This is a genomic window from Micromonospora sp. NBC_00858 (genome assembly GCF_045207365.1).
In the GTDB taxonomy this organism is placed as follows: domain Bacteria; phylum Actinomycetota; class Actinomycetes; order Mycobacteriales; family Micromonosporaceae; genus Micromonospora.
The window spans coordinates 1,970,573-1,996,888 of sequence record NZ_CP108828.1 but is presented as its reverse complement, the minus strand read 5'-3'; the positions used below and the strand labels follow the sequence as shown (position 1 = coordinate 1,996,888).

The following is a 26,316-nucleotide window of genomic DNA, read 5'->3' as shown; positions in this document are numbered from 1 at the left end:
CGACAGGTCAGCGGCGTCTGGACGGGAGAGGGAAGCCGTTGGGCCATCCCGGCCGATGATCCGCCCGGCGGTCCCCGGCCCGCTCGGCTCGCCTCGAGGCACCAGCCCCGTCGACCGCCGGACCAAGCACCCCGGAATGGCCTCGACCACCCCCCAACCCACCCCCGCGCACGGTTCGCGGGAGTCGCGCCGGTTCTTGGAAGATTCCGGGCCCCCCGGGGGCACTTTCCCTCCAAGATCTACAGCTGCGTTTGAGAGCGCCTCGGATGAGTGGGACAGAGGGCGCTCCTCGGCGGGCGGACGCGGGTTCTCGGCGAGACCGGGTGGGTTCGAAGCGAACGAGGACGGGTTCGGGATCGGCCGCAGCGGGTTCGGGGCTGGCGGTGACCCGAGCGGCTTCGGGGTTGGCGGCGGGCGGCTGGGCGGGGTTTCGGCGGCGGGTGGTGTGCCAGGCGGGCGGGACCTGGGCGAGGGCGACGGGCCAGCCGGGTGGACGGGTCCGGCGGGTACGGGGCCAGAGACGGGCGCCGGCCCGATCGGCGTGGCCCGCGCCGCTGGCCGCGGTCCCTGGCCGGCCCTGCCGGACGAGCCGGCGTCGCCCGGACAACGGGCCGGCGAGGCGGAGCCGGGTGGATCCGGGCCGGGCCTGATCGGCGGTGGGTGGTCGGCGGTGGCCAGCGGCCTGTGGCCGGCGCTGCCGGACGACCGGCCGCTGTGGACAGTGCCCGGTGAGGCGCTGGACGCGGCACAGCTGAGCCGCTTGGATCGGGAACAGGCGGGCGACTGATGGAACGCGTCGCCTTCCTCATCGACTCCTCCGGGGAGCGGGTGGACTGCCTGCTCAACCCGGAGACCGTGCAGGTGACCCGGCTCGCCGGGGTACGCCATCGGGGTGCCGCCGGTGGGCAGCTCACCGGGGCCGGGCTGGCGGACGACCCGCTGGTCTTCACCGGTGGCGGCCGGACCGAGCTGGTGCTCGACCTGCTCTTCGACGTCGACTTCGTGGAGGCGCAGGTCCGCCCGAGCGACGTACGGGTGCTCACCCGGCCGCTGTGGATGTTGGCGGAGAACTCCACCGCCGAGCACGGGTGGCTGCGGCCGCCGCTGGTCCGGCTGGTCTGGGGCAAGACCTGGAACGTGCCCGGCGTGATCATCGCGGTGGCGGAGCGGTTCGACGCGTTCACCGGCACCGGCTCGCCACGGCGCTCCTGGCTGCGACTGAAGCTGGTCCGGGCGGCCGAGACGGCCGACCAGGCGGAGGCCGGCTTCGCCGAGGAGCTGGCTGCGGCGAACACCCCGACCGCCGCCCCGGGCAGTGCGGTGGTCGCCGCCGGTGACGGCGCCGCCGAGCCGGGGCGCTCCGGGGTGCGCTTCGATCTGCTGGCCAACGACGCGCTCGGCTCGCCGCTGCGCTGGCGGTTGCTGGCCGAGCACAACCGGATCACCGATCCGCTGGCGGTGCCGGCCGGCACCACGCTGGCCGTTCCGCCGGCCGGTGCCACCCCGGCCGGCGGGATGGCGGGCAGCGGGGCGACGCTGGTTGGTGCGGTGGCCGGGGTCGCCCGGGCGGTGGCCGGCGCGGTCGGTGCTGGCGCGTCGTTCGTGGGCGCCTCGATTGCCACCGCCCCGGCGGCCTGGGGTGCGGCGACCGGAACGAGGACCACCCCAACACCGACCGGCGGCAACCCAGGCAGCACCAACCCCGGCGGCACCACCCCGGGCGGTGCGCCGTGACCAGCGTCGCGCCCCGGGCGCTGACCGTCCTCCTCGACGGCGTCGAACTGGCCGGCGCGGCCCGGCAGCGGGTCCGCTCGCTGCGGGTGGCCGCCCGGCTCGACCAACCCACCCAGGCAGAGCTGGTGCTCGCCACGACCGCCGGGGGCGGCGCGTTCGACCCCCCGGTACGCCCCGGCACGGTGCTCGACCTGCGGCTCGCCGATCATCCCGACGCGCTGTTCACCGGTGAGGTGACCTGCGTGGAGGTCGAGTACGCCGCGGACGGCGCCGCGGTGCTGCGGCTGCGGGCGTACGACGCGTTGCACCGGCTGCGCAAGCGACAGGGGCTGCGGGTCTTCACCTCGGTGACCGCCGCCGAGCTGGCCCGGGAGCTGTGTGGCGAGGTCGGGCTGACGGTGACGGCGGAGACCGACGGGCCGCGGCTGGAGCGGCTGCTCCAGCACCGGCACAGTGATCTGGAGCTGCTGCGCGAGGTGACCGGCCGGGCCGGGCTGCACCTGGCCGCCGACGGCGACGGGGTACGTCTGATCACCCTCGCCGGGTACGGCGAACCGGTGAAGCTGGCCCTCGGCGCGAACGTGCACACCCTGCGGCTCGCCACCAACCTGGACCAGGCCAGCGGCGCGACCGCCGCGTTGGGCTGGCACCCGCAGCGGGCCGAACCGATCAGCCAGCAGGCCGACGAGGCGCGCTGCGGTCGGCCGGCGGGCGACCGGCCGGACCCGGCCGACGTGGGCGCCGACGGGGTACGCACAGCGGTCGACCAGCCCGGCCGCAGCGACGACGAGTTGGCGGCGCTGGCCCAGGCCCGGCTGGACACCCGGGCCGCCGCGCTGGTGACCGCCGAGGGGGTGGCCGAGGGCGATCCGGCGCTGCGACCCGGCCGGCGGATCGACCTGAGCGGCGTACCGGACCAGGTCGCCGGGGCGTACGTGCTGACCGAGGTGGTGCACACCGTGGACGGCAGTGGCCACCTGACCCGGTTCTCCACCGTGCCACCGGCAGCCCCGCCAACCCCAGCCGGCGCAACGGCTGGAGCGGCCGGCGCGGTGGTCACGCTCGGCACCGTCACCGACGTCACCGACCCGGACGGGCTGGGCCGGGTCCGGTTGACCCTGCCGGCGTACGGGGACCTGGACGTCGGTTGGCTCGCCGTGCTCTGCCCGGGCGCGGGGCGCGGCAAGGGGCTGGTGGCTCTCCCCGATCCGGACGACACCGTGCTGGTGGTGCTGCCCGGCGGCGAACCGGCCTCGGGCATCGTGCTCGGCTCGCTCTTCGGCGCCGTCGAGCCGTACGACGCGGGCATCGACGACGGCCGGGCCCGCCGCTGGACACTGCGCACGGCCGGCGGGCAGTCGATCGTGGTCGACGACGTCCAGCGCAGCCTGCGGCTGGCCACCGAGGGTGGTAGTTGGCTGGAACTCACCCCCGATCTGGCCACCCTGCACGCGGCGACCGACCTGGTGATCTCCGCGCCCGGCCGGGCCATGGTGGTCCGTGCCCGCAGCGTGGACTTCCTGCATGCCGAGTCGACCGAGGACCCGACCACCGCGGCCGAGCAAGCGCGTGCGCTCGCCCGCGCACACCACGAAGGAGGCGGCTGATGCGCTGGATCCACCGCGACTCGGTGATCACCTGCGACCACGACGGCCGGGTCGAGAACCGGCCGTCGCAGCGGTGGGTGACCGTCACCGGCGTGCCGGTGCTGGTGGACGACGACCCGGAGGGACGGAAGATCATCGCCTGCCCGAACTACGGACCGACCATCAAGCCGTGCACCACGACGGAGACGTTGCGCGTCGGCTACAGCGAATGGCTGCGGGTCGACGGGCACCGGGTGGTGCTGGACAACCTGGAGGGGTTCACCAACGGCACGCCGCCCAACGCGGTCCACCACACGGTGCGCGACCCGCGCCAGCGATTCCTGGGGGCGGACCGGTGAGGGCGTTCCGCTTCGTCGGCGCCGGCTTCGACGCCGGCCGGTCCGGTGGGTTGGCGCTCACCGCAGCCGGCGGCCTGGCCATGACCGAGGACGACGAGAGCGTACGCCAGGCGCTGTTCCTGCTGTTGTCGACCACGCCGGGCGAGCGACTGATGCGGCCCGGGTACGGCTCCCGGCTGCACCGGCTGATCTTCGCGCCCAACGACGACACCACCGCCGGGCTGGCCATCCACTACGTCCGGCAGGCCATCGCCCGCTGGGAGCCCCGGGTCGAGGTGATCGACGTGGACGCCGGACCGGATCCGGACGACGCGTGGCGGCTGGTGATCCGGCTGGACTACCGGGTCCGGGCCAGCCTGACGCCCGGACAGTTGGTCTTCTCTGTGGACCTGCTCCCGATCGACGAACCGGCGCAGGAGGAACCGTCATGACGCTGCCCGTGCCGCACCTGGACGACCGCGCGTTCCTCGACCTGGTCACCGAGGCCCGGGAACGGATCCGGCAGTCCTGCCCGGCCTGGACCGACCTGTCGGCGCACGACCCGGGCATGGCACTGGTGGAGGCGTTCGCACACCTCACCGAGGTGATGATCTACCGGCTGAACCAGCTGCCGGAGAAGGCGTACGTCTCGTTCCTGAACCTGCTCGGGGTGGCCCGGCACGCGCCCACCGCGGCGTGGGCCGACGTCCGGTTCACCCGCAGCGGCACCGACCGGGGCGCCGTGCGGATCCCGGCCGGCCTGCGGGTCGCGGCGGCCCGCGGCGCCGATCCCCGGCCGGTCGTGTTCGTCACCACCGAGCCGGCGCTGCTGCCCGCCGGCGAGGCGTCGGTGACCGTGCGGATGCACCACTGCGAGCCGGTCGAGGCGGAGCTGCTCGGCACCGGCACCGGCCAGCCGGGCCAGGTGCTGCGGGCGGCCCACGCCCCGCTGGCGCACACCGCCGAGGCGCTGGACCTGCTGCTCGGGGTCGAGGTGCCGGGCGGCACGGTGGAGCTGGGCGCGGCGGCCCGCGAGCACGACGGCCGCACCTTCGAGATCTGGCGGCCGGTGGACAGCTTCGCCGGGCTCGGCCCGCAGGCCAAGGTGTACCTGGTGGACCGCTGCTCCGGCACGGTCACCTTCGCTCCCGCCCTCGACCTGCGGCCGCCCGCCGGGCCGGCCCACCCCGACACCCCCGGCGAGCCCACGCCGACCGATCCGGCCCCGCCCGCGGATCTCGCGGCGGGTGATCCGGCGCGGTCGCCGGTGACCGTGGCGGCGGTACCGCCGGCCGGGCGGCAGGTGCGGCTCTGGTACCGAGCCGGCGGCGGGCCGACCGGCAACGTGGCCGCGGGCACCCTGACCAGCCTGCGCGACCCGCTACCCGGCGTACGGGTGGACAACCCCGCGCCAGCGGCCGGCGGGCGCGAGATGGAGGCGCTGGAGTCGGTGCTGCTGCGCGGCCCGTACGAGTTCTTCGCCCAGCAGCGCGCGGTCACCGCCCGGGACTTCGAGGTGCTGGCCACCAGCTCCGGCGCGGTGGCGCGGGCCCGCGCGTTCACCCGCGCCGCGGTGTACAGCTTCGCCCGGCCGGGCGAGGTCGAGGTGGTGCTGGTGCCGTACGTGCCGTCGACGGCCCGCCCGGGTGGCCGGTTGCCGGTGGCGGTGCTGCGCGAGCACGAGGTGCCCGAGGCGCGGCGCCGGGTGGAGGCGGACCTGGAACAGCGCCGGATGGTCGGCATCCGGTCCCGGGCGACCTGGGCCCGGTTCAAGGCGGTCTCAGTGCAGGCTCGGGTGGTGGTCCGGCGGGAGGAGGACGTGGACGCGGTCCGCCGGCGGATCCACGACCGGCTGCACCAGACGCTCAGCCCGCTGCCCACCGCGCTCAACCCGACCGGCTGGCCGTTCGGCGAGCCGCTGCGTGCGTCCAACGTGTACCGGCTGCTGGAGCACGCCGAGCCGGGCGTGCGCTACGTCGAGTCGGTCCGGTTCGTGGTCGACGAGGCGCCCGACGCGGAGGTGCGCGCCCTCGCCGTCGACCAGTACCAACCTCGCACCTGGTACGCCGGGCGGGGCGCGGTGCTGTTCCGCTCCAGCAACGCCGGCGCGGGCTGGGAGCCGGCGGGCCGGTTCGACGGCGAGACGGTGCTGCGGGTGGCGCCCGCGCCTGCGCCGGTCCGGCCGGGCATCGTGCCACGTCCCGGCTCGGTGGCCGTGGTGACGCTGCGCGCCTCCGGCGGGTCCCGGGTGCACCTGAGCACCGACCTGGGCGAGACCTGGTCGCTGCTGACCGACCTGGATTCGCGGATCTCCGACGTGGCCTGGCTGGACCGGGACGGCGCGGGTGCGCTGCTGGTGGCCACCGACACCGGCCTGTACGAGGTGTCGCTGCTGCCCGGCGCGGTGCCGTTGCAGATCCTGGTCGACCCGTCCGACGCCGACCGGGGGTTCTACGCGGTGCGCGCGTTCGTCTCGGAGCGGGGTGCGCCCGGCGTCGCGGTGGCCGCGCAGGCGGGCTTCGGGGTGTACCTGTCGACCGCCGGCGGCCGGCCGGACAGCTTCGCCCACGTCGGTCTCTCCAACGTGGACAACCGGGTGCTGGCGGTGCAGTACGACGGCCCGGCCACGCTGCTGTGGAGCGGTGCCGGTGAGCCGGATCCGAAGAAGCCCGGCCAGGGCTGCCACCGCACCCGGTTGTTCGAGTCCGACGTGCAGTGGCAGACCGTGCAGGGCGGCTGGATCGGCGGCACCTGCCGGGACCTCGCGTTCGCCGGCCCCCTCGCTGTGGCGGCCACGCAGAGCGGCGGGGTGCTGCGGCTGGACACCCTGGCCGCGCAGCCGCAGTGGCAACCGGTGATGGTCAACTGCGGGCTGCCGCTGCGCGACCGGACCCGGTTCGTACCAGTGGACGCGATCGCCGTGAGCGGCAGCGCCACCACCGGCGCCGGTGGCCAGGCGGTGGAGCGGCTGATCCTGGCCGGCGGCGAGCGCGGGGTGTACCGCAGCGCCAGCGCGGTGGACTGGACCGCCAGCGCCAACCAGGCCACCGCCGACGTGGTGACCGTCCCGGACACCTGGCTGCTCTGCTCCGGCGAGCACAACATCGAGGTGGTGCGGCAGGATGCGACGCTCGGCGATTGAACGGCTGCTGCCCGCCGCCTACCAGCGGGCCTGCGTGCCGGGCAGCGTGCTCTGGGCACTGCTGGAGGTCATGGAGGAGCTGCACGCCCCGGACGAGGCCATCCTCGCCGAGGTGGACGCCCTGTTCGACCCGTACCGGGCGCCGGACGGGCTGGTCGCCCAGCTGACCCGCTGGGTGGCGATGGACCACGTCGTGGCCTCGCCCCGCCCGGACGCGCCGCTGCCGTTGCCGGTGGGCCGGCTGCGCGACCTGGTGGCCAACGGGGCGCTGCTGGCTCGTTGGCGCGGCACCCCGTACGGGATGCGAAGAGCTCTCGAGGTGGCTACCGGGTTGAGTGGTTTCGCCTTGGACGAACCGGCCGAGCAGCCGTTTCACGTCGTGGTGCGGGTACCGGCGGCCGCCGCCGGCCTGCTCGCCGTGATCACCCGAATCGTCGAGGCGGAGAAGCCCGCCTCGACCACCGTCGAGATCGTCGTCGCAGAGGAGTCGTCATGACCACCGAGTGGGCGGTCGTCGCCGCCGCCGAACAGTTCACCCTCGACCCGCGCAACAGCGGCGAGTTGACCTTCACCGTCTCCAACCCGGGCAACGCGCCGGACACGGTGGTGTTCGACGTGGCGCCCGGCGACGGCTCCCAGCGGGCCTGGTTCACCGTCACCGAGCCGCAGCGGGTCGTGCCCGGGCAGGGCTCGGTCTCGTTCCTGGTCAAGCTCGCCGTGCCGGCCGGCACCCCGCCCCGGCGCTACGACATGACCGGGTTCGCGTACTCGGCGAACACCGCGCCGGAGGAGAGCTCCCGCTCCAGCGGCCGGGTCACCTACGAGGTACGGGCGGTCGCCCCGCCACGGCGTACCCCGTGGCCGTGGATCGCCGCCGCGGCGGCGCTGGTGCTGGTGGTGGTGACCGTGGGGGTGGTGCTGCTGACCCGCGGCGGCGAGCCGGACCCCGGCGAGCCACGGGTGGTCACCCTTGAGGCGGAGAGCCTGGTGGACGCCGCGGTGGTGGAGTCACCGCGGACCAGCGGGGCGGTCGTGGTGGCGCAACCCAACTGCTGCGGGGTGACCTGGTCCGGGGACAAGCAGCTGTTCTTCCAGGGGCTGGCCATCGGCGACCAGGTCACCGTGACGGTGCAGATCCCGGCCGACGGCACGTGGCGCTTCGCTGCGGTACGCACCACCTCGCTCGACTACGCCAACACCGTGTTCGCCATCGACGGCAACCAGATCGGCGGGGCGTTCCTCGGCTTCACCCCGACAGTGCAGAAGACCGAGTTCCTGGACGTCGGCACGGTTCGGCTGACCAAGGGTCCGCACCGGGTCACCCTGCTGGTGGTGGGCAAGACGCAGGGCACCAACCGCTACTTCGCGGGCGTCGACGAGATCCGGTTCACCGAGCTCGTGGCGCAGGCCGTCGCGCGATGAGTGGCCGGCAGAAAGCGCTGCTGGGGCTGCTCGCCGTCCTGCTGGTGGCGCTGTTCGTGGTCGCGGTCGGCGCAGGCCGCGACGATCAGGGTGATCCGGGGGCCCGGCACGGGCTGGTCGAGCGGTTGGGCGCGCTGGGCGGCGAGCGCTCCACCGTCGACCCGGCCACGGTCAGCGCCGACTGCGCCGACGAGACCGGCCTGCTGGTCTTCTCCGGTAGCTGCGTGCTGCGGGTCGCCGACCCGGGCGGGCTGCGCACCCTGGTGCTGCGCAGCGGGGCACGGTTCACGGTCGTCGCGCCGGCGCCCGGCGACGCCGAGCTCACCATCCGCGACGAGGTCGAGCCGGCGGCGGACGGCACGGGCGCGGTGGCGAAGGTCGCCGTCGACCAAGCGACCGAGGTGGCGGTGACCTGTCCCGGTCTCGGTGGCTGCACGGTCACCGTGGCCACGTCCTGACCGAGAAGGCGGTGCCGCCGTGGGTGACCTGCGCAAGCCGTTCCTGCTGCTGGCGATGCTCGCCGTCGTCCTGGCGATCGGGGTGGAGTTGGGCGCCGGGCTGCTGCTCGGCGGCGCTGACGCCGGCACGGCACTGGTCGACAGTGCCGGCGACCTCGACGTGGAGCTCGACGACGTGTCCGGGGTCAGCGAGCCGTCCGGCCGGGGCACCGGTTACCTGGCGTTGATCGACGCGGTGGCGGTCTGGAGCACCGGGCTGTTCTGCCTGGGCCTGCTGCTGCCCGAACGGATCCAGGGCCGGGTGCAGGGCGTCGCCACCCTGATCTTCTCGATCATCCTGATCATCGTCGGGCTGATCGCGCTGATCGTGGCGTTCGTGGAACTGATGATCATGGTGTCGTTGTTCCTGGCCGTTCCGTTCGGCACGCTGGCCTATCTGGCCCTGTGGGGGTTCTTCCCGGTCGGCGAGGCGGCGGTGCTGCTCGGGCTGGTGCTGCTGCTCAAGCTGGTCTGGGCCGGGCTGCTGGTGCTGGCCCAACCGCGCTTCCTGCAGAACAAGGGCCTCGTGCTGCTGATCCTCACCACCCTGCTGTGCACGGTCGTGCTGGAGTTCCTGCACAACCTGGTGCCGGTGATCCTGGTCAGCATCGTCGACGACGTGGCGGCGCTGGTCTTCGCGGTGATCGCCATCATCTGGGGGCTGGTGCTGCTGATCGGTTCGATCCCGGCGATCGTCAAGGCCGTCCGGGTGACCGCCACGCTGCCCACCCGTTGACGTTTCGGCGATCGGCACCGCCCCGGTGGATCGTCTGTGATCCTGGCGGCGTGGACGGGACGCCGGCGTGCGACGCAGTGGAGCTGCGCGTGCACGGCGTTTCCGGGGTGACCGCGGAACGGATCCTCGATCACCCGATCGTGGTCCGGGTCGCCGGGGACACCCACGCGGGCTTCTTCCGACCCCGTCCGGGGAGCGGCGTCGCCGGTGGGGCCACCCCCGGAGTCACCGTCGAGGCGTACCACTGGGGATCCCTGACCGCCGGCGCCGCGGTCCGGTCGGCCTCGATGTTGTTGCTGCTGCCCTTCATGCTGGGCAACCTGGCCATCTGGCTGCGGCCGCCGGGGCAGGACCGGTGGGGGTTGCTCGGCGTGCTCTGCCGGCTGCTCGCCGGCACCCTCACCGCCACCTTCGTGCTGGCGATCGTGGGCGTCACGCTGGATCTGATCGGCTGGCAGTGCGTGCCCTACCCCGGGTGCCGGGCCAGCCGCCCCTATCTGGCCTGGCTCTACACGCTGCCGCCCGGACCCCGGCTGGCTCTGCTCGCGCTCGTCCCACTGCTCGCGCTGCGGGTCGTCTGGGCGATCGGCGTCCGGTCCGCGCGGGCGTTCGAGGGCTTCGGCCCGTCGTCCGCGCAACCGCCCGCCCCCGGTCAGACCGAGGGCCTCGAAGACGCCGGTTTCTGGCACGACGAGCGGACGATCGGTTGGCTGCGCCAGGTCCACGTGGCGCTCGGCGTGGGCACACTGAACGTCAGCCTGCTGGCGGGCATCTCGCCGGGCGGCGTCGGCGTATCCGGGCACATCGTGCAGTTCGTGGCGGCCGTCGGGCTGCTCGTGTTCTGCGTGGTCCTGCTCTGCCTGCCCGTGCCCGCCACCACCGCGTGGACCCGGCGGTTACTGCGATCGGTGTGGGCCGCCACCGCGGGGGTGAGTGTGCTGTGCCTCGGCTCTGCCGCCCTCGCGGGCGCGGCACCGTCCGGGTCCGGCAAGCTGCCCGGGTACGAGGGCGCGGCAGCTGGCGTGGTCGCGGCCCAGGGCGTCCTGCTCGTCGTGCTCACCGTCGTGACGTACGCCCGCCAGCGCACTGCCGGCGCCCACGCCCGCCACTTCCTGCGCGGGCTCGGCACCCCGATCATGGCGGCGTCGGCGGTGAGCGTCGGCGCGGCCTTCACCGCCACCCTGGTCTACCGGACCGCCGACGCCCTCGACCACGGCGACATTCCCGATCCGATCCGGCCCAACGCGTCGAGCCTCGGCCCGCTGGAGCCGCCGGTCGCCTACTGGTGGGCCGCACTCGCCGGGCTCGCCGCGCTGCTGGTGGGCGCGGCGGCTGCCTCGGCCACGCTCCTGCTGAGCCGGCAGCGACGACGCCGGCTGGCGGCACGCGTCGTGGAGCGGGACTACCCGAACGTGCCGGCGCAGGAGCAGAACCGGCTACGCCTGGTCCGGGAGACCATCGCCCGGTCCCGGTTCACCGAGGAGCTGGGCCCGGTGCTCATCGCGTTCCTGGTGATCGCGTCGCTCGGGCTGGTCACCGTCGCCCTGGACCTGATCGGGATCGGTCCCACCCAGCTCGCGGCCCGGCTCGGCGGACGCGGTGGCGCGCCGGCGGTGGTCGCCGCCTACGTCACCGACGCGGGTGTGTGGGTGATCAGCCTGCTGGTGATCTGCCTCATGGTCCTCGGCTTCCGCGCGTACCGGTCTTCCCAGACCCGCCGGGTGGTGGCGGTGCTGTGGGACCTCGGCACCTTCTGGCCCCGCACGGTCCACCCGTTCGCGCCGCCCAGCTACGCCGCCCGCACCGTTCCGGAGTTGGCGAAACGGGTCACCGGGCTCGCCGCACACGGGCCGGTGATCCTCTCCGGGCACAGTCACGGCTCGGTCCTCGCCGCCGCCACCATCCTGCAACTACCGCCGTCCGTGCTGTCCCGGGTCTCGCTGCTGACCTACGGCTCGCCGCTACGCCGCACCTACGCCCGGCTCTATCCGGCGTACCTGGGGCCGCAGACGCTCTGCGACCTGGGCGAGCGGATCGGGTGGCGGTGGCGGAACCTGTGGCGGGACACCGATCCGATCAGCGGGCCGATCTTCCCCGGGGCCTCGGACGCACCGCGGTCCTGCGCCGACCCGGCAGCAGACGACGTCGACATCCGGCTCCGCGATCCCCGCAGCCTGACCATCGACCCGGCGGATACCGTGCCGCCCCCGGTCGAGCGGCACTGGCCGTACCACACCCAGGCCGCGTATCAGGCGGCGGTCCGCGAGCTGACCGATCGCTCCCGCTGACCACGCCCACGGTCGGTCGGCGTCGGCGCCCCGGGCGTGCACATCGGCCTCAGGGCACCGCCCCGACCAAGGTCGCAGCCCGGTTCCGGTCGAGCGTCCCGTCGGCCACCCACACCCGGTACCGGCCGTGCCGGGTCTCGCCGGCCACGACCACGGCCGGCCGGTCGAACGCGAACGCCACGCAGACCCCCGGGTACATCGCGGTCCGCACGAACCACCGGTCGCCGCGCCCGAGACCGGCGAAGACCAGGGTGTACGCCCCGCCACCCGGCCCGACGCCGGTCAGCGCGAGCCACGGCGCCGCACTGCCGTTGACCGCCTCCTCCCCTTCGGCGTCGGCGGTGAACACGGCCGGGTCCCCGTCGGCGGCGGCCCGCCAGAAGAACCCGCCGTAGCCGGCCCCACCAGGCCGACCGTTGGTGGCCGGGCTGCCCAGGCGCACCTCCCGGTCGCCCGGGGCGGTGAGGGCGGAATCCAGGTCGAACCGCCAGGCGTCCGGCGCCACCGCTGACGCGGCCAGCCGACGGCGCTCGGTCAGCAGCGTCCGGCCGGCACGGTCACGCCACTGGAGGTCGTGCGCGTACCGGTCCGAGGCCCGCTCGACGTGACCGGCGTGCGCGATGACCCCGTGGTCGTCGCGCCAGGTGTAGCCGACGTCGCGGACGTAGGTGCGTCCGCCCCAGAGGTTGGCGCCGTTCACGTCCTGCACGGCGAGGGAGGCGCCGAGGTGCCACACGTGGTCGGCGGGCAGGGCGTCGGTGACGACCGTGCCGCCCAGGGTGCGTACCGGGTGCAGGTACGGCCGGGGACCGTGCCGCACGTCCAGCTCCGGGTCGAGCACGTACCGGGCCACCTCCGTCCCATCGACCAGCAGCCGCGCCGGCTCCTCGGTCATGGTGGCCGGGCTGGGGTCGGTGGCGCTGTGGGCGGACGGGCGCTCGGTGGTCATGGCAGCTCCGGGTGGGCGGGGAGCGACCGGCGACCGGCGACGGCGTACAGGGCTGCCACCGTGTAGCCGGCGAGGATCGGCACCGCCACCGGCGTGACCAGGACGCCGAGCAGCCCGGCCAGCGCGGTCACCCCGCTGAGGGCTGCCCAGCGGACGGGCTGGTCGAGGCAGGCGCGGGCGGCGGACCGGGCCGCCGCCCGCCACCGCCCGCCCCCGTTCCCGCCCACCTCGACGCCGACCAGCCCGGCCCACCCGGCCAGGCCGGCCGTGACCAGCGCGGTCAGCAGCAGCGCGGGCGGGCCGCCCGGCACCCGGCCGGTGGCCAGGGCCGTCAGGTCGGCGGCGAGCAGCCCGGCCACGGCGACCGCCAGCAGGCTGACCGGCACGCCGGGCAGCACCGAGCGACCGAACCGGCCCACGGTGGCCCGCGCCGGCGGCCAACTGCCGGTACGGGTCCAGTCGTGCACCGCCGCGCTGGCCGTGCCGACCGCTGCGGCGGCGGTGACCAGCGGTGCCGCCGCCAGCACCAGCAGGATGCCGAGCAGCGCCAGGTCGGCCGCGTCCCGGGCGACGTCGCGCCAGTCCCGCCGAACGCCGGTGTCCTCCGGCTCAGCCCTTGATACCACTGGTGTTGATCCCCTCGACGAGCATCCGCTGGAACGCGACGAAGAACAGGAAGACCGGCAGCAGCGACAGCACCGACATGGCGAACATCGGCCCGACCGCGCTCTGGCTGGTCGAGTCGATGAACAGGGTCAACGCGACCGGCACGGTGTAGTCCTCCAGTTGGGACAGGAAGACCAACTGCCGGAAGAAGTCGTTCCAGGTCCAGATGAACGAGAAGATCGCCGTGGTGACCAGCGCGGGACGGCTCAGCGGCAGGATGATGTGCCGGAAGATGCCGAACGGGCCGGCGCCGTCGATCCGGGCCGCCTCGTCCAGCTCGCGTGGGACGCCCCGCATGAACTGCACCATGAGGAAGACGAAGAACGCCTCGGTGGCCAGGAACTGCGGGATGAGCAGCGGCAGGTAGGGCCACTCGCCGCCGACCAGCCCGAGCGTCCGGAACAGGATGTACTGCGGCACGATCAGCACGTGTTGGGGCAGCAGCAGCGTGCCGATCATGACGGCGAACCACATGCCCCGCAGGCGGAACCGCAGCCGGGCGAAGGCGTACGCGGCCAGCAGGCAGGAGAGCCCGTTGCCGACGACGGTGAGGAGGCTGACCATCGCGCTGTTGAGGAAGAACCGGCCGAAACTGACGTCGAAGTTGGACCACCCGGCGGTGTAGTTGCCCGGGGTGAACCGCTCCGGCAGCAGCCCGACGTTGTTGACAATCTCCTCCTGGGACTTCACCGAGGTGCCCAGCATCCAGATCAGCGGGTAGAGCACCACGGCGACGATCGCCACCAGGATCAGCAGTCGCAGTGCAGACCGTCCGCCGGTGCGCCGACGCGCTGTCGGCGCCGGCCCGGTCGGTACGCCGGCCGTCGGGGTCACCGCCACCATCACCGGTCCTCCCCGTCGGAGTAGTGCACCCAGAACCGCCCGGTGCTGAAGAAGATCGCGGTGATCACCGCGATGGCGAGCAGGAACACCCAGGCCATGGCCGACGCATAGCCCATCTCGAGGTCGGTGAAGCCGGTGATGTAGAGGTTCAGCGTGTACATCAGGGTGGAGTCGACCGGGCCGCCGGTGCCGTTGCTCAGCACGAACGCGGCGGTGAACCCCTGGAAGCCGTTGATCGTCTCCAGCACCAGGTTGAAGAAGATCACCGGGGAGAGCATCGGCAGGGTGACGTTGCGGAACTGGCGGAAGCGCCCGGCACCGTCGACCGACGCGGCCTCGTACAGCTCGGTGGGCACCTGCTTCAGGCCGGCCAGGAAGATCACCATCGGCGCGCCGAACTGCCAGATGGCCAGCACCATCAGCGTCTCCAGGGCCCAGTCGGGGTCGTTGACCCACGGCTTGCCCTGGATGCCGAAGAGGCTCAGCAGCGAGTTGAACGCGCCGTCACGGTTGAACATGTTGACCCAGACGATGGCCAGCGCGACGCTGCCGCCGAGCAGCGACGGCAGGTAGAACAGCCCGCGGAACAACCCGACCCCACGCCAGGCACGGTTGAGCAGCAGCGCCACGCCGAGCGCCGCGGCCAGCTTCAGCGGCACGGCGATCAGCGCGAAGGTCAAGGTCACCCGCACCGCGTGCCAGTACGACGGGTCGGCGGTGAACATCCGTTCGTAGTTGGCCAACCCCACCCACTCCACCTCGGAGAAGGGGGTGAGGATGTCGTAGTTGGTGAAGCTCAGGTAGAGCGACAACAGCATGGGGACCGCCGTGACACCCATCAGGCCGATGAGCCACGGCGACAGGAAGACGTACCCCGCCAGACCTTCGCTGTGCCGGAGGCGTCCGGGCCCGCGCCTCTCGGCGTGGGCCCGGACGGATCCGGGGCCAGGTCGGGTCGGGTCGGGTGCCGTGGTCAACGCCACGAACAGCTCCTCTCCTCGCCTGGTGGGGCGGTCAGGCGATGGCGGACTTGCACGCCTCGATGAACTGGGCGGCTGCCGCGGCGGGGGTGGCCCGGCCGTACTGGGCGTTCTCGGCGGCCTTGATCAGCTCTGACTTGACCTTGCTGTGCCCCTTGATCGGCACCTGCGGAGACTTGCCGAACTTCTGGGTCAGCTCCGCCTCGACGGCGATGGACTGCTTCATCGCCGGGTCGGTGGTGTCGTCGCTGACCACACGACGCAGGTCCAGATTGGACGGCAGGCCCCGGTCGGTGCCGAGCAGCTTGACCGCCTCCTGGTCGTTGTTCAGGAAGTTGATCACGTCGACCGCGACGTCCTTGTTCTTGCTGCCCTTGAACACCGACCAGTACATCGAGGCCCGGGCCCACTGCGCGCTCGGGTCACCGGGGTAGGCGATCACGCCCAGCTCGTCCTTGGTGTTCTTCTTCAGGTCGGGCATCTGATTGGCCCAGACCCAGGAGGTCGCCGACTTGCCGGTGACCACCAACTGCTTGGTGACGTCACTGGAGTTGCCCTCGTGGATGACGTCGGCGGTCGGGGTGGCCTTACGGTCGCGGGCGCCCTTCCACAGGTCGAACCACCCGGTCACGTCCTCGGCGGTGAAGCCCAACTCCTTGCCCTTGTAGAGGTCCTTGCCCTGCTGGCGCAGCCACACCCAGAACGCCTTGTAGTCGGCGCTCGGGTCCTGCGTGCCGGGCACCCCGGTCTTCTTCGACACCTCCTCGGCCCAGGCGATGTGCGCCTCCCAGCTCATCCCGGTGGTGGGCTCGGGCAGGCCGTTCTTGGTCAGCAGCGTCTTGTTGTAGACCAGACCCTGGGTGTTCTCCCCGGCGGCCAGACCGGCGAGCTTGCCGTCGACCACGCCGTACTGCCAGAGGCTCTCGGGGAACTTGGAGGTGTCCAGCTTGCCGGACTCCTGGTAGGAGGTCAGGTCGAGCGTGGTGTTGCGGGCCGCGTACTCGGCCAGGTAGTTGTCGTCGATCTGGAACAGGTCCGGCGGGTTGCCGCCGGCGGTGAGCGTGGCCAGCTTGTCGAAGTAGCCCTGGTTGGCCTGCCAGGTCTTCTCGAAGGTCACGTTCGGGTGCTTCTTGGTGTAGAGGGCCAGGGCGTCCTCGGTCAGCTTGGCCCGGGCGTCGCCGCCCCACCAGAAGATGGACAGCTTGACCGGGGCGTTGGGATCGGCGGATTCGTCGTCTCCGCCGCAGGCGGCGGCGCCGAACAGCAGCGGTGCGGCGACCGTCGCGGCGAGCAGGCCGCGCAGCAGCCGCCGCCGGGGCAGCGGGGTACGGTGGGTGCGCCCGACGGACGCGCTGGCGGTGGGGGGCGTTGCGGGGTGCATGTGCGCTCACTCCTCGGCATTAGGAGGCGACGGCGTCACCGGTGGCCGCGGTCGGGGTGCCCGGGCCCGCAGGGCAATGCGGGTCCGGGCTCTGCGGCGCGGCCAGGGGACGTACCGGTCGGGCCTGCGGGCCCGGGCCGGTCGAGTCGCGGATGACCAGGTCGGTCTGGAGCATTACCTGTGCGGTGGTACGACGGACGCCGAGCGCCGTGCCGGCACCGAGCCCTCGCGCGCCGCGCGGTGATTCGGTGTCCTGTTGCAGCAGCATGTCGACGGCCGTCCGGCCGGCGGCCGCGGTGGGTGTGGCCACCGTCGTCAGTTTGGGGCGGGTGAGCCGGCTCAGGGCGATGTCGTCGACCCCGACGACACTCACCTCCTGCGGCACCCGGACCCCGAGCGCGTCCAGCCCCTCGATGAGGCCGATCGCCATCAGGTCGTTGTAGGCGAGCACGGCCGACACCCCGCTGCGGCGCACCTGCTCGGCGACGGCGGACCCGCCGGTCTCGGTGGGCGCGTTCGGGCCGAGCAGGGTCAACTCCGCGCCGCCGGCCCGGGCGGCCGTGGCGGCGGCCCGGCGCATCTCCCGGTTGGTCCACGAACTGCGTGGCCCGCCGAGGAGCGCGATGCGGGTGTGGCCCAGGCCGATCAGGTGCTCGATCGCCGCCCGGGCGCCCTGCCCGACGTCCATCAGCACGCAGGGCAGGCCGGTCACCTGGCGGTTCACCACCACCAGGGGGACCTCGCGGCTGAGCTGCTCGATCAGGCTGTTGCTCATCCGCGGGCTGCACAGCAGCACCCCGTCCACCTGCTTGGCCAGCGCGTGGACCAACTCCTCCTCGGTGGTCGGGTCCTCGTTGGTGTCGGCCACGAAGACGTGGTAGTCGCGGTGCCGGGCCTGGCTCTCCGCCGCCTTGATCAGCGGCGGGAAGAACGGGTTCGCGATGTCCGCGATGATCAGCCCGATGTTGTGCGTCCGCCCGGTGATCAGGGCCCGGGCGGCCCGGTTCGGCCGGTAGCCCAGGTCCTCCGCGCAGGCCAGCACCCGGACCCGGGTCTCCGGGTTGACCAGGTGCGGAGCGGAGAAGGTGCGGGACACGGTGGAGATGTGCACCCCGGAGGCACGGGCGACGTCCCGGATGGTGACTGGCACGGCGGCCCCTTCGTCCGATGTGGCGGCGGTCACGTGGGTGGGGCCAATTAATGCAAACGGTTGCGCCAGTGTCAACGGTGGACGATTACGGTTCTGTTGCGTCAGCGCTCCCACTGGCGACTCACAGCCCCGCAAACACTGACATTTACCGCCGATTGTGCCGCCCTCGTTGACGCGATCGGATCGCGCATGATTACTTCACTGCAAACCTTTGCAGGATCATCCGGGGAGGCGACCGAATGTCACCGAGTGCCGACGGCAGGGTCCAGTACGCCGTCGTGGGCGCCGGCGCGCGGGCGGAGATGTTCGTCCGGGCACTGGTGCTCGACCACGCCGACTCCACCGAGCTGGTCGCCTTCGCCGACGTCAACCAGGCCAGGATGGACGCGCACAACCGCTGGCTGACCGAGCTGGGGCACCGGCCGGTGGCCACCTACCCGGCCGGCGACTTCCTGGCGATGCTGGACAAGGAGCGCATCGACGTCGTCCTGGTGACCAGCGTCGACGTCACCCACGACGAGTACGTGGTGGCCGCGCTGCGCGCCGGCCGGGAGGTCGTCACCGAGAAGCCGATGACCGTGGACGCGCCGCGCTGCCGGCGGATCCTGGACGCCGTGACGGAGACCGGCGGCCGGGTGACGGTAGCCTTCAACTACCGCTACAACCCCCTGCACGAGCAGGTCCGCCGGCTGCTCGCCGACGGCGCGGTCGGCGAGATCGGCTCGGTGCACTTCGAGTGGCTGCTCGACGTGCGGCACGGCGCCGACTACTTCCGCCGCTGGCACCGGGACAAGGCCACCTCCGGCGGGCTGATGGTGCACAAGGCCAGCCACCACTTCGACCTGGTCAACTGGTGGCTGGCCGCCACCCCGGTCGAGGTGTACGCGGCCGGGCGGCTGTTCTTCTACGGCGACACCGGCCGCCGGCACGGCTACGCCCGCGACTACGAACGGGCGCACGGCTCCCCCGCCGCCGTCGACGACCCGTTCGCGCTGCGACTCGACGCGCACCCCCGGCTGCGCGAGCTGTACCTCGACGGCGAGGCCGAGGACGGCTACCAGCGCGACCGCAACGTCTTCGCCCCGGGAGTGAGCATCGAGGACGACATGGCGGTGCTCGCCCGCTACTCCACCGGCGCCACGATGACCTACCACCTCACCGCGTACGCCCCCTGGGAGGGCTACCGGGTGATGGTCAACGGCAGCCGGGGCCGGCTGGAGCTGGAGGTCACCGAGAACGACTTCGTCGACCGAGGCACCGCCGGTGCGGTCAAGGGCGCCGCGCTGCACGGCACCGAGGCGCCCGCCGAGGGCGGCGGCGCGACGCTCACCCTGCGCCCGTTCTGGGCCCCGCCCCGGCAGATCCCGGTCGAGGGTCGCACCCGGCACGGGCACGGCGGCGCGGACGCCCGGATGACCGGCGTGCTCTTCGGTGGCCACCCCGACCCGCTGGACCGCGCAGCCACCGCCGACGACGGCGCCCTGGCCCTGCTCACCGGCCTGGCCGCCAACCGGTCCTTCGAGACCGGCCAGCCGGTCCGGGTCGCCGACCTGCTCACCCCCCGCTGACCCACCCGACGAGGAGCCCAGCCCCGTGTCGACGTTCGACCACACCGACCTGCTCCTGCCACCCGAGCCCGGCCAGCGCGCGCTGGCCCGGGAGCTGTACGCGCTGGCCGCCGAGCAACCCATCATCTCGCCGCACGGGCACGTCGACCCGGCCCTGCTCGCCGAGGACCAGCCCTTTCCGGACCCGGCGCAACTGCTCATCGTGCCCGACCACTACCTGACCCGGATGCTGCTCAGCCAGGGCGTACCCCCAGCGGAGCTGGGCGTTCCCACCCGCGACGGCAGCCCGGTGGAGACCGACGGCCGGGTCATCTGGCGGCGCTTCGCCGCGCACTGGCACCTGTTCCGGGGCACCCCGTCGCGGCTCTGGCTGGAGCAGACGTTCCGCACCGTGTTCGGGGTGCACACCCCGCTGAGCCCGGCCACCGCCGACACCCTCTACGACGAACTGTCTGCCCGGCTCGCCGAGCCGGACTTCCGGCCCCGGGCGCTGTTCGAACGGTTCGGCATCGAGGTGCTGGCCACCACCGAGTCGCCGCTGGACGACCTCGGTCAGCACGCCAAGCTCGCCGCCGACGGCTGGGGCGGGCCGGGCGGCCGGGTGGTCACCACCTTCCGTCCGGACGACGTGGTGGACATGGAGTTCGAGGGCTGGTCGACCAATGTGGAGCGACTGGGCGAGCTGGCCGGCGAGGACACCGGCACGTACACCGGCTACCTGGCCGCGCTGCGGGCCCGCCGGGCCGCGTTCATCGCCGCCGGGGCGACCTCCTCCGACCACGGTCACCCCACCGCGCGCACCCTGGACCTGGCTCCGGAGGAGGCCGCGCGGCTGTACGACCGGGGCCGGCGCGGCGAGGCAGGCCCGGCCGACGCGGAGACGTTCCGGGCGCACATGCTGGTGGAGTTCGCCCGGATGTCACTCGACGACGGCCTGGTCATGCAGTTGCACCCCGGCGCGGTGCGCAACCACAACCGCTGGCTGCACGCCCGGCACGGCCGCGACGTCGGCGGCGACATCCCGCAGGCCACCGAGTACGTGCACGCGCTCGCCCCGCTGCTCGACCGTTACGGCAACGACCCCCGGCTGCGGGTGGTGCTCTACACCCTCGACGAGGACACCTTCACCCGCGAGCTGGCGCCGCTCGCCGGCGGTTACGCCGCGCTGCTGCTCGGCGCGCCCTGGTGGTTCCTGGACTCCCCCGAGGTGCTGCGCCGGTTCCGGGAGACGGTCACCGAGAGCGCCGGCTTCTACAACACCACCGGGTTCGTCGACGACACCCGGGCGTTCTGCTCCATCCCGGTCCGCCACGACGTGGCCCGTCGGGTGGACGCCGGCTTCCTGGCCCGGCTGGTCGCCGAGCACCGGCTGCCCATGGACGAGGCGGCCGAGACCATCGTCGACCTGGCGTACCGGCTGCCGAAGCGGGTCTTCAACTTTGGGAAGGAACAACAGCGGTGACGGTCACCATCACCTCCGTCGAGGTGCACGACGTGCGGTTCCCGACCGCCGCCCGGGGCGACGGCTCCGACGCGATCAACCGGGGCGACTACTCGGCGACATACGTGGAGCTGGGCACCGACGCCGGGCCGACCGGCGCCGGGTTCACCTTCACCAACGGCCGGGGCAACGAGATCACCTGCGCGGCGGTCCGCGCGCTGGCCCACCACGTGCAGGGACGCACGGTCGAGGAGATCGCCGCCGAGCCGGTGGCGTTCTGGCGATCGCTCAGCGCCGACGTGCAGCTGCGCTGGCTGGGCCCCGAGAAGGGCGTCATCCACATGGCGACCGGCGCACTGGTCAACGCGGTCTGGGACCTGCGGGCCACCCTGGCCGGCAAGCCGATGTGGCGGTTCCTCGCCGAACTGCCCACCGACGAGCTGGTCGCCAGCATCGACTTTCGGCACATCACCGACGCGCTCACCCCGGACGAGGCCGCCGCCATCCTGGACAAGGGATTGATCGGAGGGGATGGCAGGCTCGCGGAGCTCACGGAAAGTGGTTTCCCTTCGTACACCACCTCGGTCGGATGGCTCGGCTACCCCGATGACAAGGTGCGGGCGCTGACCCGGCAGGCGTACGACGACGGCTGGCGGGCGATGAAGATGAAGGTCGGCGGCCCGCTCGCCGACGACCTGCGCCGGGCCCGGATCATCCGGGCCGAGATCGGCCCGGACGCGCTGCTCATGATGGACGCCAACCAGGTCTGGGACGTCGACGAAGCGATCACCGCGATGACCGTGCTGGCCGAGGTGGACCCGTACTGGATCGAGGAGCCGACGCACGCCGACGACATCCTCGGGCACGCCCGGATCGCCCGCGCGGTCACCGAGCTGACCGACGGGCGGTGCCGGGTGGCCACCGGTGAGGTGGCCGCCAACCGGGTGATCTTCAAGCAACTGCTCCAAGCCGAGGCGATCGGCGTGATGCAGATCGACGCGTGCCGGGTCGGCGGCGTCAACGAGGTCCTCGCGGAGCTGCTGCTGGCGGCCAAGTTCGGGGTGCCGGTCTGCCCGCACGCCGGCGGCGTCGGCCTCTGCGAGTACGTCCAGCATCTGGCGATCTTCGACTACCTGCGGGTCGGCACCGGCCTGGACGGGCGGATGGTCGAGTACGTCGACCACCTGCACGAGCACTTCGTCGACCCGGTACGTACCCGGGGCGGCCGTTACCTGCTGCCCGAGCGGCCCGGCTACAGCGCCACCATGAAGCCCGCGTCGATCGCCGAGTTCCGCTTCCCGGACGGCCCGGCATGGCGGTGACCGTCGGCGCCTCCCGACTCGGCCTGGGCATGCTGCGTCGACTGCCCGCCGAGGCCCAACCGCTGGTCCGGCCGGGCACCGTGCCGGCCGGCATCGTCCACCTCGGGCTCGGTGCGTTCCACCGGGCGCACCAGGCCGTCTACACCGAGGCCGCGGTCGGTGCGGCCGGCGGCGACTGGGGCATCGTGGCGGTCGCCCCGCGCAGCACCGCCCTCGTCGAGGCGCTCGCCGCGCAGGACAACCTGTTCAGCGTCAGCACCCTCTCCGCCGCCGGTAGCGCCACCCGGGTGGTGGGCGCGCTGAGCGGGGTACGGCACGCGGCCAGCGACCCGGACGCCGTGGTGGCGCTGCTCGCCGATCCGGCGGTGCGGGTGGTGACGCTGACCGTCACCGAGAAGGCGTACCAGCTCGACCCGGTGACCGGCCAGTTGTGCCCCGATTCGGCGCTCGCCGCGGACCTGGCCGGCGGCCGGCCCCCGACCACCGTGCCGGGGCTGCTGCTGCGCGGGCTGGCCGCCCGGGCCGCGGCGGACGCCGGGCCGGTGGCGCTGGTCAGCTGCGACAACCTGCCGGCCAACGGCCGGCGGCTACGCGGCCTGGTCGACCAGGCCGTCGGCCGGGCCGCCGGGGTACCCGCCGGGCTGCTCGACTGGGTGACCGGCAACGTCACCTGCCCCGGCACCATGGTGGACCGGATCGTGCCGGCCAGCACCCCGGAGACGATCGAGGCGGCCCGCCGGGCGCTCGGCGTGACCGACCTGGCCGCGGTGGCCGCCGAGCCGTACGCGCAGTGGGTGATCGAGGACGACTTCCCCGGCGGCCGGCCGGGCTGGGAGCACGCCGGGGCGGTGCTCACAGACGACGCCGGTCCCTGGGAGCGGTTGAAGCTGCGCACCCTCAACGGCGTGCACTCGGCCGCGGCGTACCTGGGCGCGCTGGCCGGGCGGGAGACGATCGCCGACGCGCTGGAGATCCCGCACCTGACCGATGTGCTGCGCCGGCTGATCGCCGAGGATGTGGCGGCAAGCTTCACCCCGCCGGACGGGGTACGGGTGGTCGACTACGGCGAGCAGGTCCTCGCTCGGTTCGGCAACCCGGCGATCCGGCACCGCACCCTGCAGGTGGCGATGGACGGCTCACAGAAGCTGCCGCAACGGATCCTGCACACCATCGCCGACCTGCGTGCGTCCGGCAGGTCCGCCCGCTGGGGCGCGCTGGTGGTGGCCGCCTGGTTGCGCTTCGTGCTGGGCCAGGCCGACGACGGCCGGCCGCTGCCGTTGCAGGATCCCCTCGCTGGGGCGATCCGGGCCGCGCTGGACGCCGGCACGCAGAGCCCGGCCGGCGTGGTCGACGCGGTCTTCGCGCTGCGCGAGGTCATCCCTGCCGAGGTGGCCGGGGACGACGAGGTTCGGGCCGAGGTGACCGCCTGGCTGACCGCGCTGGAGCGACACGGCGTCGAGGCGACGCTGGTTGGTGCCTGGTGAACGGACACACGCCGCCGACCCGGGTGGCGGTGATCGGGGCGAACGGGCACGGCCGGTGGCACCGGCGGGTGATCGCGCCACTGCACGCCGCCGGACGGCTGAAGCTGGTCGCCCTGGTCGACGTCCGGCCGGTGGAGGACGAGCCCGCGGCGCCGGTGCCGCCCGGAGTCGGGGTGTTCACCGACCACCGGGCGATGCTCGCCGCCGCGCGGCCGGAGGTGGTGGTGATCTGCACCCCGCCGCACACCCACCTGCCGATCGCCCGGGACGCCCTGGCCGCTGGCGCGGACCTGCTGCTGGAGAAGCCGCCGGTGCTGTCGCTGGCCGAGCACGAGGAGCTGACCCGGGCGTTGGCGGCCACCGGCCGGGTGGCCCAGGTCGGCTTCCAGGCGCTCGGCTCGGCGGCGCTGACCGCGCTGACCGACGCGCTGGCCGCCGGCCGGGTGGGCACGGTCACCGGCATCGCGACGGTCGCCGCCTGGCAACGGCCGGACGCCTACTACGTCCGGTCCCCGTGGGCCGGTAAACGGACCCTGGACGGCCGACCGGTACTGGACGGCGCGCTGGCCAACCCGCTCGCGCACGCGGTGATGCAGTGCCTGGCGGTCGCCGAGGTGCTGGGCGGTGCGCCGCCGTGGCCGACGGCGATCGAGGTGGAGCGCTACCGGGTCCGGCCGATCGAGGTGGAGGACACCGCGGTGCTGCGGGTCCGGTTCCGCGCCGGTCCGCCGGTGCTGGCGGCGGTGACCCTGGCCGCCGAGGAGTTCGTGGCGGGCGAGGTGGTGGTGACCGGCACAACGGGGCGGGCAGTGCTGGAGTATCCGACGGACCGGCTACGGCTGCCCGGGGACGTGGTGACCCGCCGGGTCCCGGGGCGGCGGGGCCTGCTGGAGAACCTGCTCGCGCACCGGGCCGACCCGGACGGGGTGCCGCTGATCGCCCCGCTGGCCCGTACCGCGCCGTTCACCGCGCTGCTGGACGCGTTGCGGGCCGCGCCGGAGCCCCGGCTGCTCGACGGCGACCTGGTCGCGGACGTGGGCGAGGGCGGAGATCGGGTACGCCACCTGCGGGGCATCGTCGATGTACTGCGCCGGACGGCCGAACGGGGGGCGCTGCCGAGCGAGCTGGCGGTGCCGTGGGCGACCCCGGTGTACCGCGCGGAGCTGGCGGGTTAGGGGGCGACGGCAACCGGAGTGCAAACACCGCCCGGACTCCTACGGGCCACATCGGACAGATCCCCCGATTCCTCGACCGGTGAGGTCGGGGCAATGCCGATCGAGCCGAACAACTGCAACATTCCTGCACACACGCCATATTGACTCTCATAAAACACCGAACCTACCGTTCCTGGTGACTGCCGAATCACCACCAGCGAACGGGAAGAATCGATGCGCAGAATCCTCACCGGCGCTACGGCGATCGCCCTCCTGCTTGTCGCCGCACCGGCCGGCGCCGCGCCCCGCCCGGGCTCACCGGCCGCCGCTGTCACCGGCCCGGACTCACCGGCCGCCGCCGACCGGCTCTCCTGGTCGGCCCGCCACCTCGGTCGGCAGGCGCTGCCCGAGCGGGACGGCTGGGCGGCCGAGGGCGCCGGGACCAGCGGCGGATCGGCGGCGACCCCCGAGCGGACCCGGGTGGTCCGCAGCCGGGCCGACCTGGTCGAGGCGCTGGGCGGCGACAACGCCAGCAACGCGACCGACGCCACCCCGAAGCTGATCTACGTGGACGGTGCCGTCGACGGCTTCGAGGGACCGGACGGCACGCCGCTGAGCTGCGGCGACCTGGCCGACCCGGCGTACCGGCTGGACGCCTACCTGGCCGCGTACGACCCGGCGGTGTGGGGTCGGGTGGCGCCGGCCGGGCCGCTGGAGGAGGCCCGGGTGCGCTCGGTGGCCAACCAGACCCGGCAGACCCAGATCAACGTCGGCCCCAACACCACCATCATCGGGCTACCCGGCGCCCGGCTGACCGGGCTCACCCTCATGATCGACCGAGCGCCGAACGTCATCGTCCGCAATGTGACCTTCGTCGACGCCCGGGACTGCTTCCCCGCCTGGTCCCCGACCGACGGCGAGGCCGGCAACTGGAACAGCCAGTACGACCAGATCTCGGTACGCCGCAGCGAGCACGTCTGGGTCGACCACAACACCTTCACCGACGGCGACAACCCGGACAGCGCCCAACCGACCTACTTCGGACGGCCGTACCAGGTGCACGACGGGTCGCTGGACGTCACGCACACCGCCAGCCTGGTCACCGCGTCCTGGAACCGCTTCACCGGACGCGACAAGCTGATGCTGATCGGCTCGTCCAACACCGTCGGCCCGGACGTGGGACGGCTGAAGGTCACCCTGCACCACAACCTCTTCGACGGTGTCCTGCAACGGCTGCCCCGGGTGCGCTTCGGCCAGGTCGACGTCTACAACAACCACTACCGGCTCGGCGGCGCCGACTTCCAGTACGCGCTCGGCGTCGGCGTGCAGTCCGCGCTGTACGCGCAGAACAACTTCTTCACCCTGGACGCGGCGGTCGACCCGGCCGACCTGCTCTACGACTGGGGCGGCACCGCGCTCACCGAGCGGGGCACCTGGGTCCGCCGGGGCGGCGCTCCGGCGCGACCGGTCGACCTGCTGGCGGCGTACAACGCGGTGCACGACCCCGACCTGGGGGCCGACGCGGGCTGGACGCCGACCCTGCGCCGCGACCCGGTCCTGCCGGCGCCGCTGGTTCCGCTCCTGGTCGGGCCGCTCGCCGGCGCCGATCGGCTGCCGATCTGAGCAACCGGCCCA

Annotated in this window: 22 protein-coding genes; 16 read left to right on the top strand and 6 right to left on the bottom strand. The window is 73.3% G+C overall.

Annotated elements, in window-relative coordinates; all coding sequences use genetic code 11:
• Positions 1-786: 786 nt before the first annotated feature.
• Genes OG990_RS09400 through OG990_RS09355 form a run of 10 tightly spaced genes read left to right on the top strand, consistent with a single transcriptional unit; the run spans position 787 to position 11,743 of the window.
• Entirely contained in the window at positions 787-1,734 is a 948-nt protein-coding gene (locus tag OG990_RS09400; protein ID WP_406079893.1) for a hypothetical protein, read from the top strand.
• A complete protein-coding gene (locus OG990_RS09395) occupies positions 1,731-3,341 on the top strand; it encodes a phage baseplate assembly protein V (RefSeq protein WP_406079892.1) in 1,611 nt (536 codons plus the stop codon). The genes OG990_RS09400 and OG990_RS09395 overlap by 4 nt, the downstream gene beginning before the upstream one ends.
• A complete protein-coding gene (locus OG990_RS09390; RefSeq protein WP_328416262.1) occupies positions 3,341-3,679 on the top strand; it encodes a hypothetical protein in 339 nt (112 codons plus the stop codon). The genes OG990_RS09395 and OG990_RS09390 overlap by 1 nt, the downstream gene beginning before the upstream one ends.
• Positions 3,676-4,110 carry a GPW/gp25 family protein gene (locus OG990_RS09385; protein ID WP_406079890.1) on the top strand — a complete coding sequence of 145 codons (435 nt, stop codon included), beginning with the start codon at positions 3,676-3,678 and terminating at the stop codon, positions 4,108-4,110. Before OG990_RS09390 ends, OG990_RS09385 begins: the two co-directional genes overlap by 4 nt.
• Positions 4,107-6,800, top strand: coding sequence for a putative baseplate assembly protein (locus OG990_RS09380; RefSeq protein ID WP_406079888.1), 2,694 nt, complete (start codon positions 4,107-4,109; stop codon positions 6,798-6,800). The genes OG990_RS09385 and OG990_RS09380 overlap by 4 nt, the downstream gene beginning before the upstream one ends.
• Entirely contained in the window at positions 6,781-7,296 is a 516-nt protein-coding gene (locus tag OG990_RS09375; protein WP_406079886.1) for a phage tail protein, read from the top strand. The genes OG990_RS09380 and OG990_RS09375 overlap by 20 nt, the downstream gene beginning before the upstream one ends.
• Entirely contained in the window at positions 7,293-8,222 is a 930-nt protein-coding gene (locus OG990_RS09370; protein ID WP_406079885.1) for a hypothetical protein, read from the top strand. Before OG990_RS09375 ends, OG990_RS09370 begins: the two co-directional genes overlap by 4 nt.
• Positions 8,219-8,680 carry a hypothetical protein gene (locus OG990_RS09365; RefSeq protein WP_406079884.1) on the top strand — a complete coding sequence of 154 codons (462 nt, stop codon included), beginning with the start codon at positions 8,219-8,221 and terminating at the stop codon, positions 8,678-8,680. The genes OG990_RS09370 and OG990_RS09365 overlap by 4 nt, the downstream gene beginning before the upstream one ends.
• A gap of 19 nt (positions 8,681-8,699) precedes the next feature.
• Positions 8,700-9,455, top strand: a complete 756-nt coding sequence (locus OG990_RS09360) for a hypothetical protein (RefSeq protein ID WP_406079882.1) — start codon at positions 8,700-8,702, stop codon at positions 9,453-9,455.
• Between the two features lie 50 nt (positions 9,456-9,505).
• Entirely contained in the window at positions 9,506-11,743 is a 2,238-nt protein-coding gene (locus OG990_RS09355) for a hypothetical protein (RefSeq protein ID WP_406079880.1), read from the top strand.
• 49 nt (positions 11,744-11,792) lie between these two features.
• Here the strand turns inward: OG990_RS09355 and OG990_RS09350 are convergent, their stop codons facing one another.
• The 6 genes from OG990_RS09350 to OG990_RS09325 are packed head-to-tail and all read right to left on the bottom strand — an operon-like array spanning position 11,793 to position 17,712.
• Positions 11,793-12,692, bottom strand: a complete 900-nt coding sequence (locus OG990_RS09350) for a PmoA family protein (RefSeq protein WP_406079878.1) — start codon at positions 12,690-12,692, stop codon at positions 11,793-11,795.
• On the bottom strand, positions 12,689-13,318 hold the full coding sequence (locus tag OG990_RS09345) for a hypothetical protein (protein ID WP_406079877.1): 630 nt from the start codon (positions 13,316-13,318) through the stop codon (positions 12,689-12,691). Before OG990_RS09345 ends, OG990_RS09350 begins: the two co-directional genes overlap by 4 nt.
• Positions 13,302-14,201: a carbohydrate ABC transporter permease gene (locus OG990_RS09340; protein WP_406081706.1), complete on the bottom strand. Its 900-nt coding sequence runs from the start codon at positions 14,199-14,201 to the stop codon at positions 13,302-13,304. The genes OG990_RS09345 and OG990_RS09340 overlap by 17 nt, the downstream gene beginning before the upstream one ends.
• Entirely contained in the window at positions 14,201-15,184 is a 984-nt protein-coding gene (locus tag OG990_RS09335; protein ID WP_406079875.1) for a carbohydrate ABC transporter permease, read from the bottom strand. The genes OG990_RS09340 and OG990_RS09335 overlap by 1 nt, the downstream gene beginning before the upstream one ends.
• 31 nt (positions 15,185-15,215) lie before the next feature.
• Positions 15,216-16,562, bottom strand: coding sequence for an ABC transporter substrate-binding protein (locus OG990_RS09330; RefSeq protein WP_386982181.1), 1,347 nt, complete (start codon positions 16,560-16,562; stop codon positions 15,216-15,218).
• A gap of 19 nt (positions 16,563-16,581) precedes the next feature.
• A complete protein-coding gene (locus OG990_RS09325; protein ID WP_355608756.1) occupies positions 16,582-17,712 on the bottom strand; it encodes a LacI family DNA-binding transcriptional regulator in 1,131 nt (376 codons plus the stop codon).
• A gap of 239 nt (positions 17,713-17,951) precedes the next feature.
• On the opposite strand from OG990_RS09325, the gene OG990_RS09320 reads away from it, so the two are divergent.
• The 6 genes from OG990_RS09320 (at position 17,952) to OG990_RS09295 (ending at position 26,304) form a co-directional block, all read left to right on the top strand.
• A complete protein-coding gene (locus OG990_RS09320; RefSeq protein ID WP_406079874.1) occupies positions 17,952-19,280 on the top strand; it encodes a Gfo/Idh/MocA family protein in 1,329 nt (442 codons plus the stop codon).
• A gap of 25 nt (positions 19,281-19,305) precedes the next feature.
• The gene (uxaC, locus tag OG990_RS09315; protein ID WP_406079873.1) at positions 19,306-20,742 is read left to right on the top strand and encodes a glucuronate isomerase; all 1,437 of its coding nucleotides are present in this window, start codon (positions 19,306-19,308) and stop codon (positions 20,740-20,742) included.
• On the top strand, positions 20,739-22,043 hold the full coding sequence (locus OG990_RS09310; protein WP_406079871.1) for an enolase C-terminal domain-like protein: 1,305 nt from the start codon (positions 20,739-20,741) through the stop codon (positions 22,041-22,043). The genes uxaC and OG990_RS09310 overlap by 4 nt, the downstream gene beginning before the upstream one ends.
• A complete protein-coding gene (locus OG990_RS09305; protein WP_406079870.1) occupies positions 22,034-23,527 on the top strand; it encodes a mannitol dehydrogenase family protein in 1,494 nt (497 codons plus the stop codon). The genes OG990_RS09310 and OG990_RS09305 overlap by 10 nt, the downstream gene beginning before the upstream one ends.
• Positions 23,524-24,702: a Gfo/Idh/MocA family protein gene (locus tag OG990_RS09300; protein ID WP_406079868.1), complete on the top strand. Its 1,179-nt coding sequence runs from the start codon at positions 23,524-23,526 to the stop codon at positions 24,700-24,702. Before OG990_RS09305 ends, OG990_RS09300 begins: the two co-directional genes overlap by 4 nt.
• Before the next feature lie 213 nt (positions 24,703-24,915).
• A complete protein-coding gene (locus OG990_RS09295) occupies positions 24,916-26,304 on the top strand; it encodes a polysaccharide lyase family 1 protein (RefSeq protein WP_406079866.1) in 1,389 nt (462 codons plus the stop codon).
• The last annotated feature ends 12 nt before the right edge of the window (positions 26,305-26,316 follow it).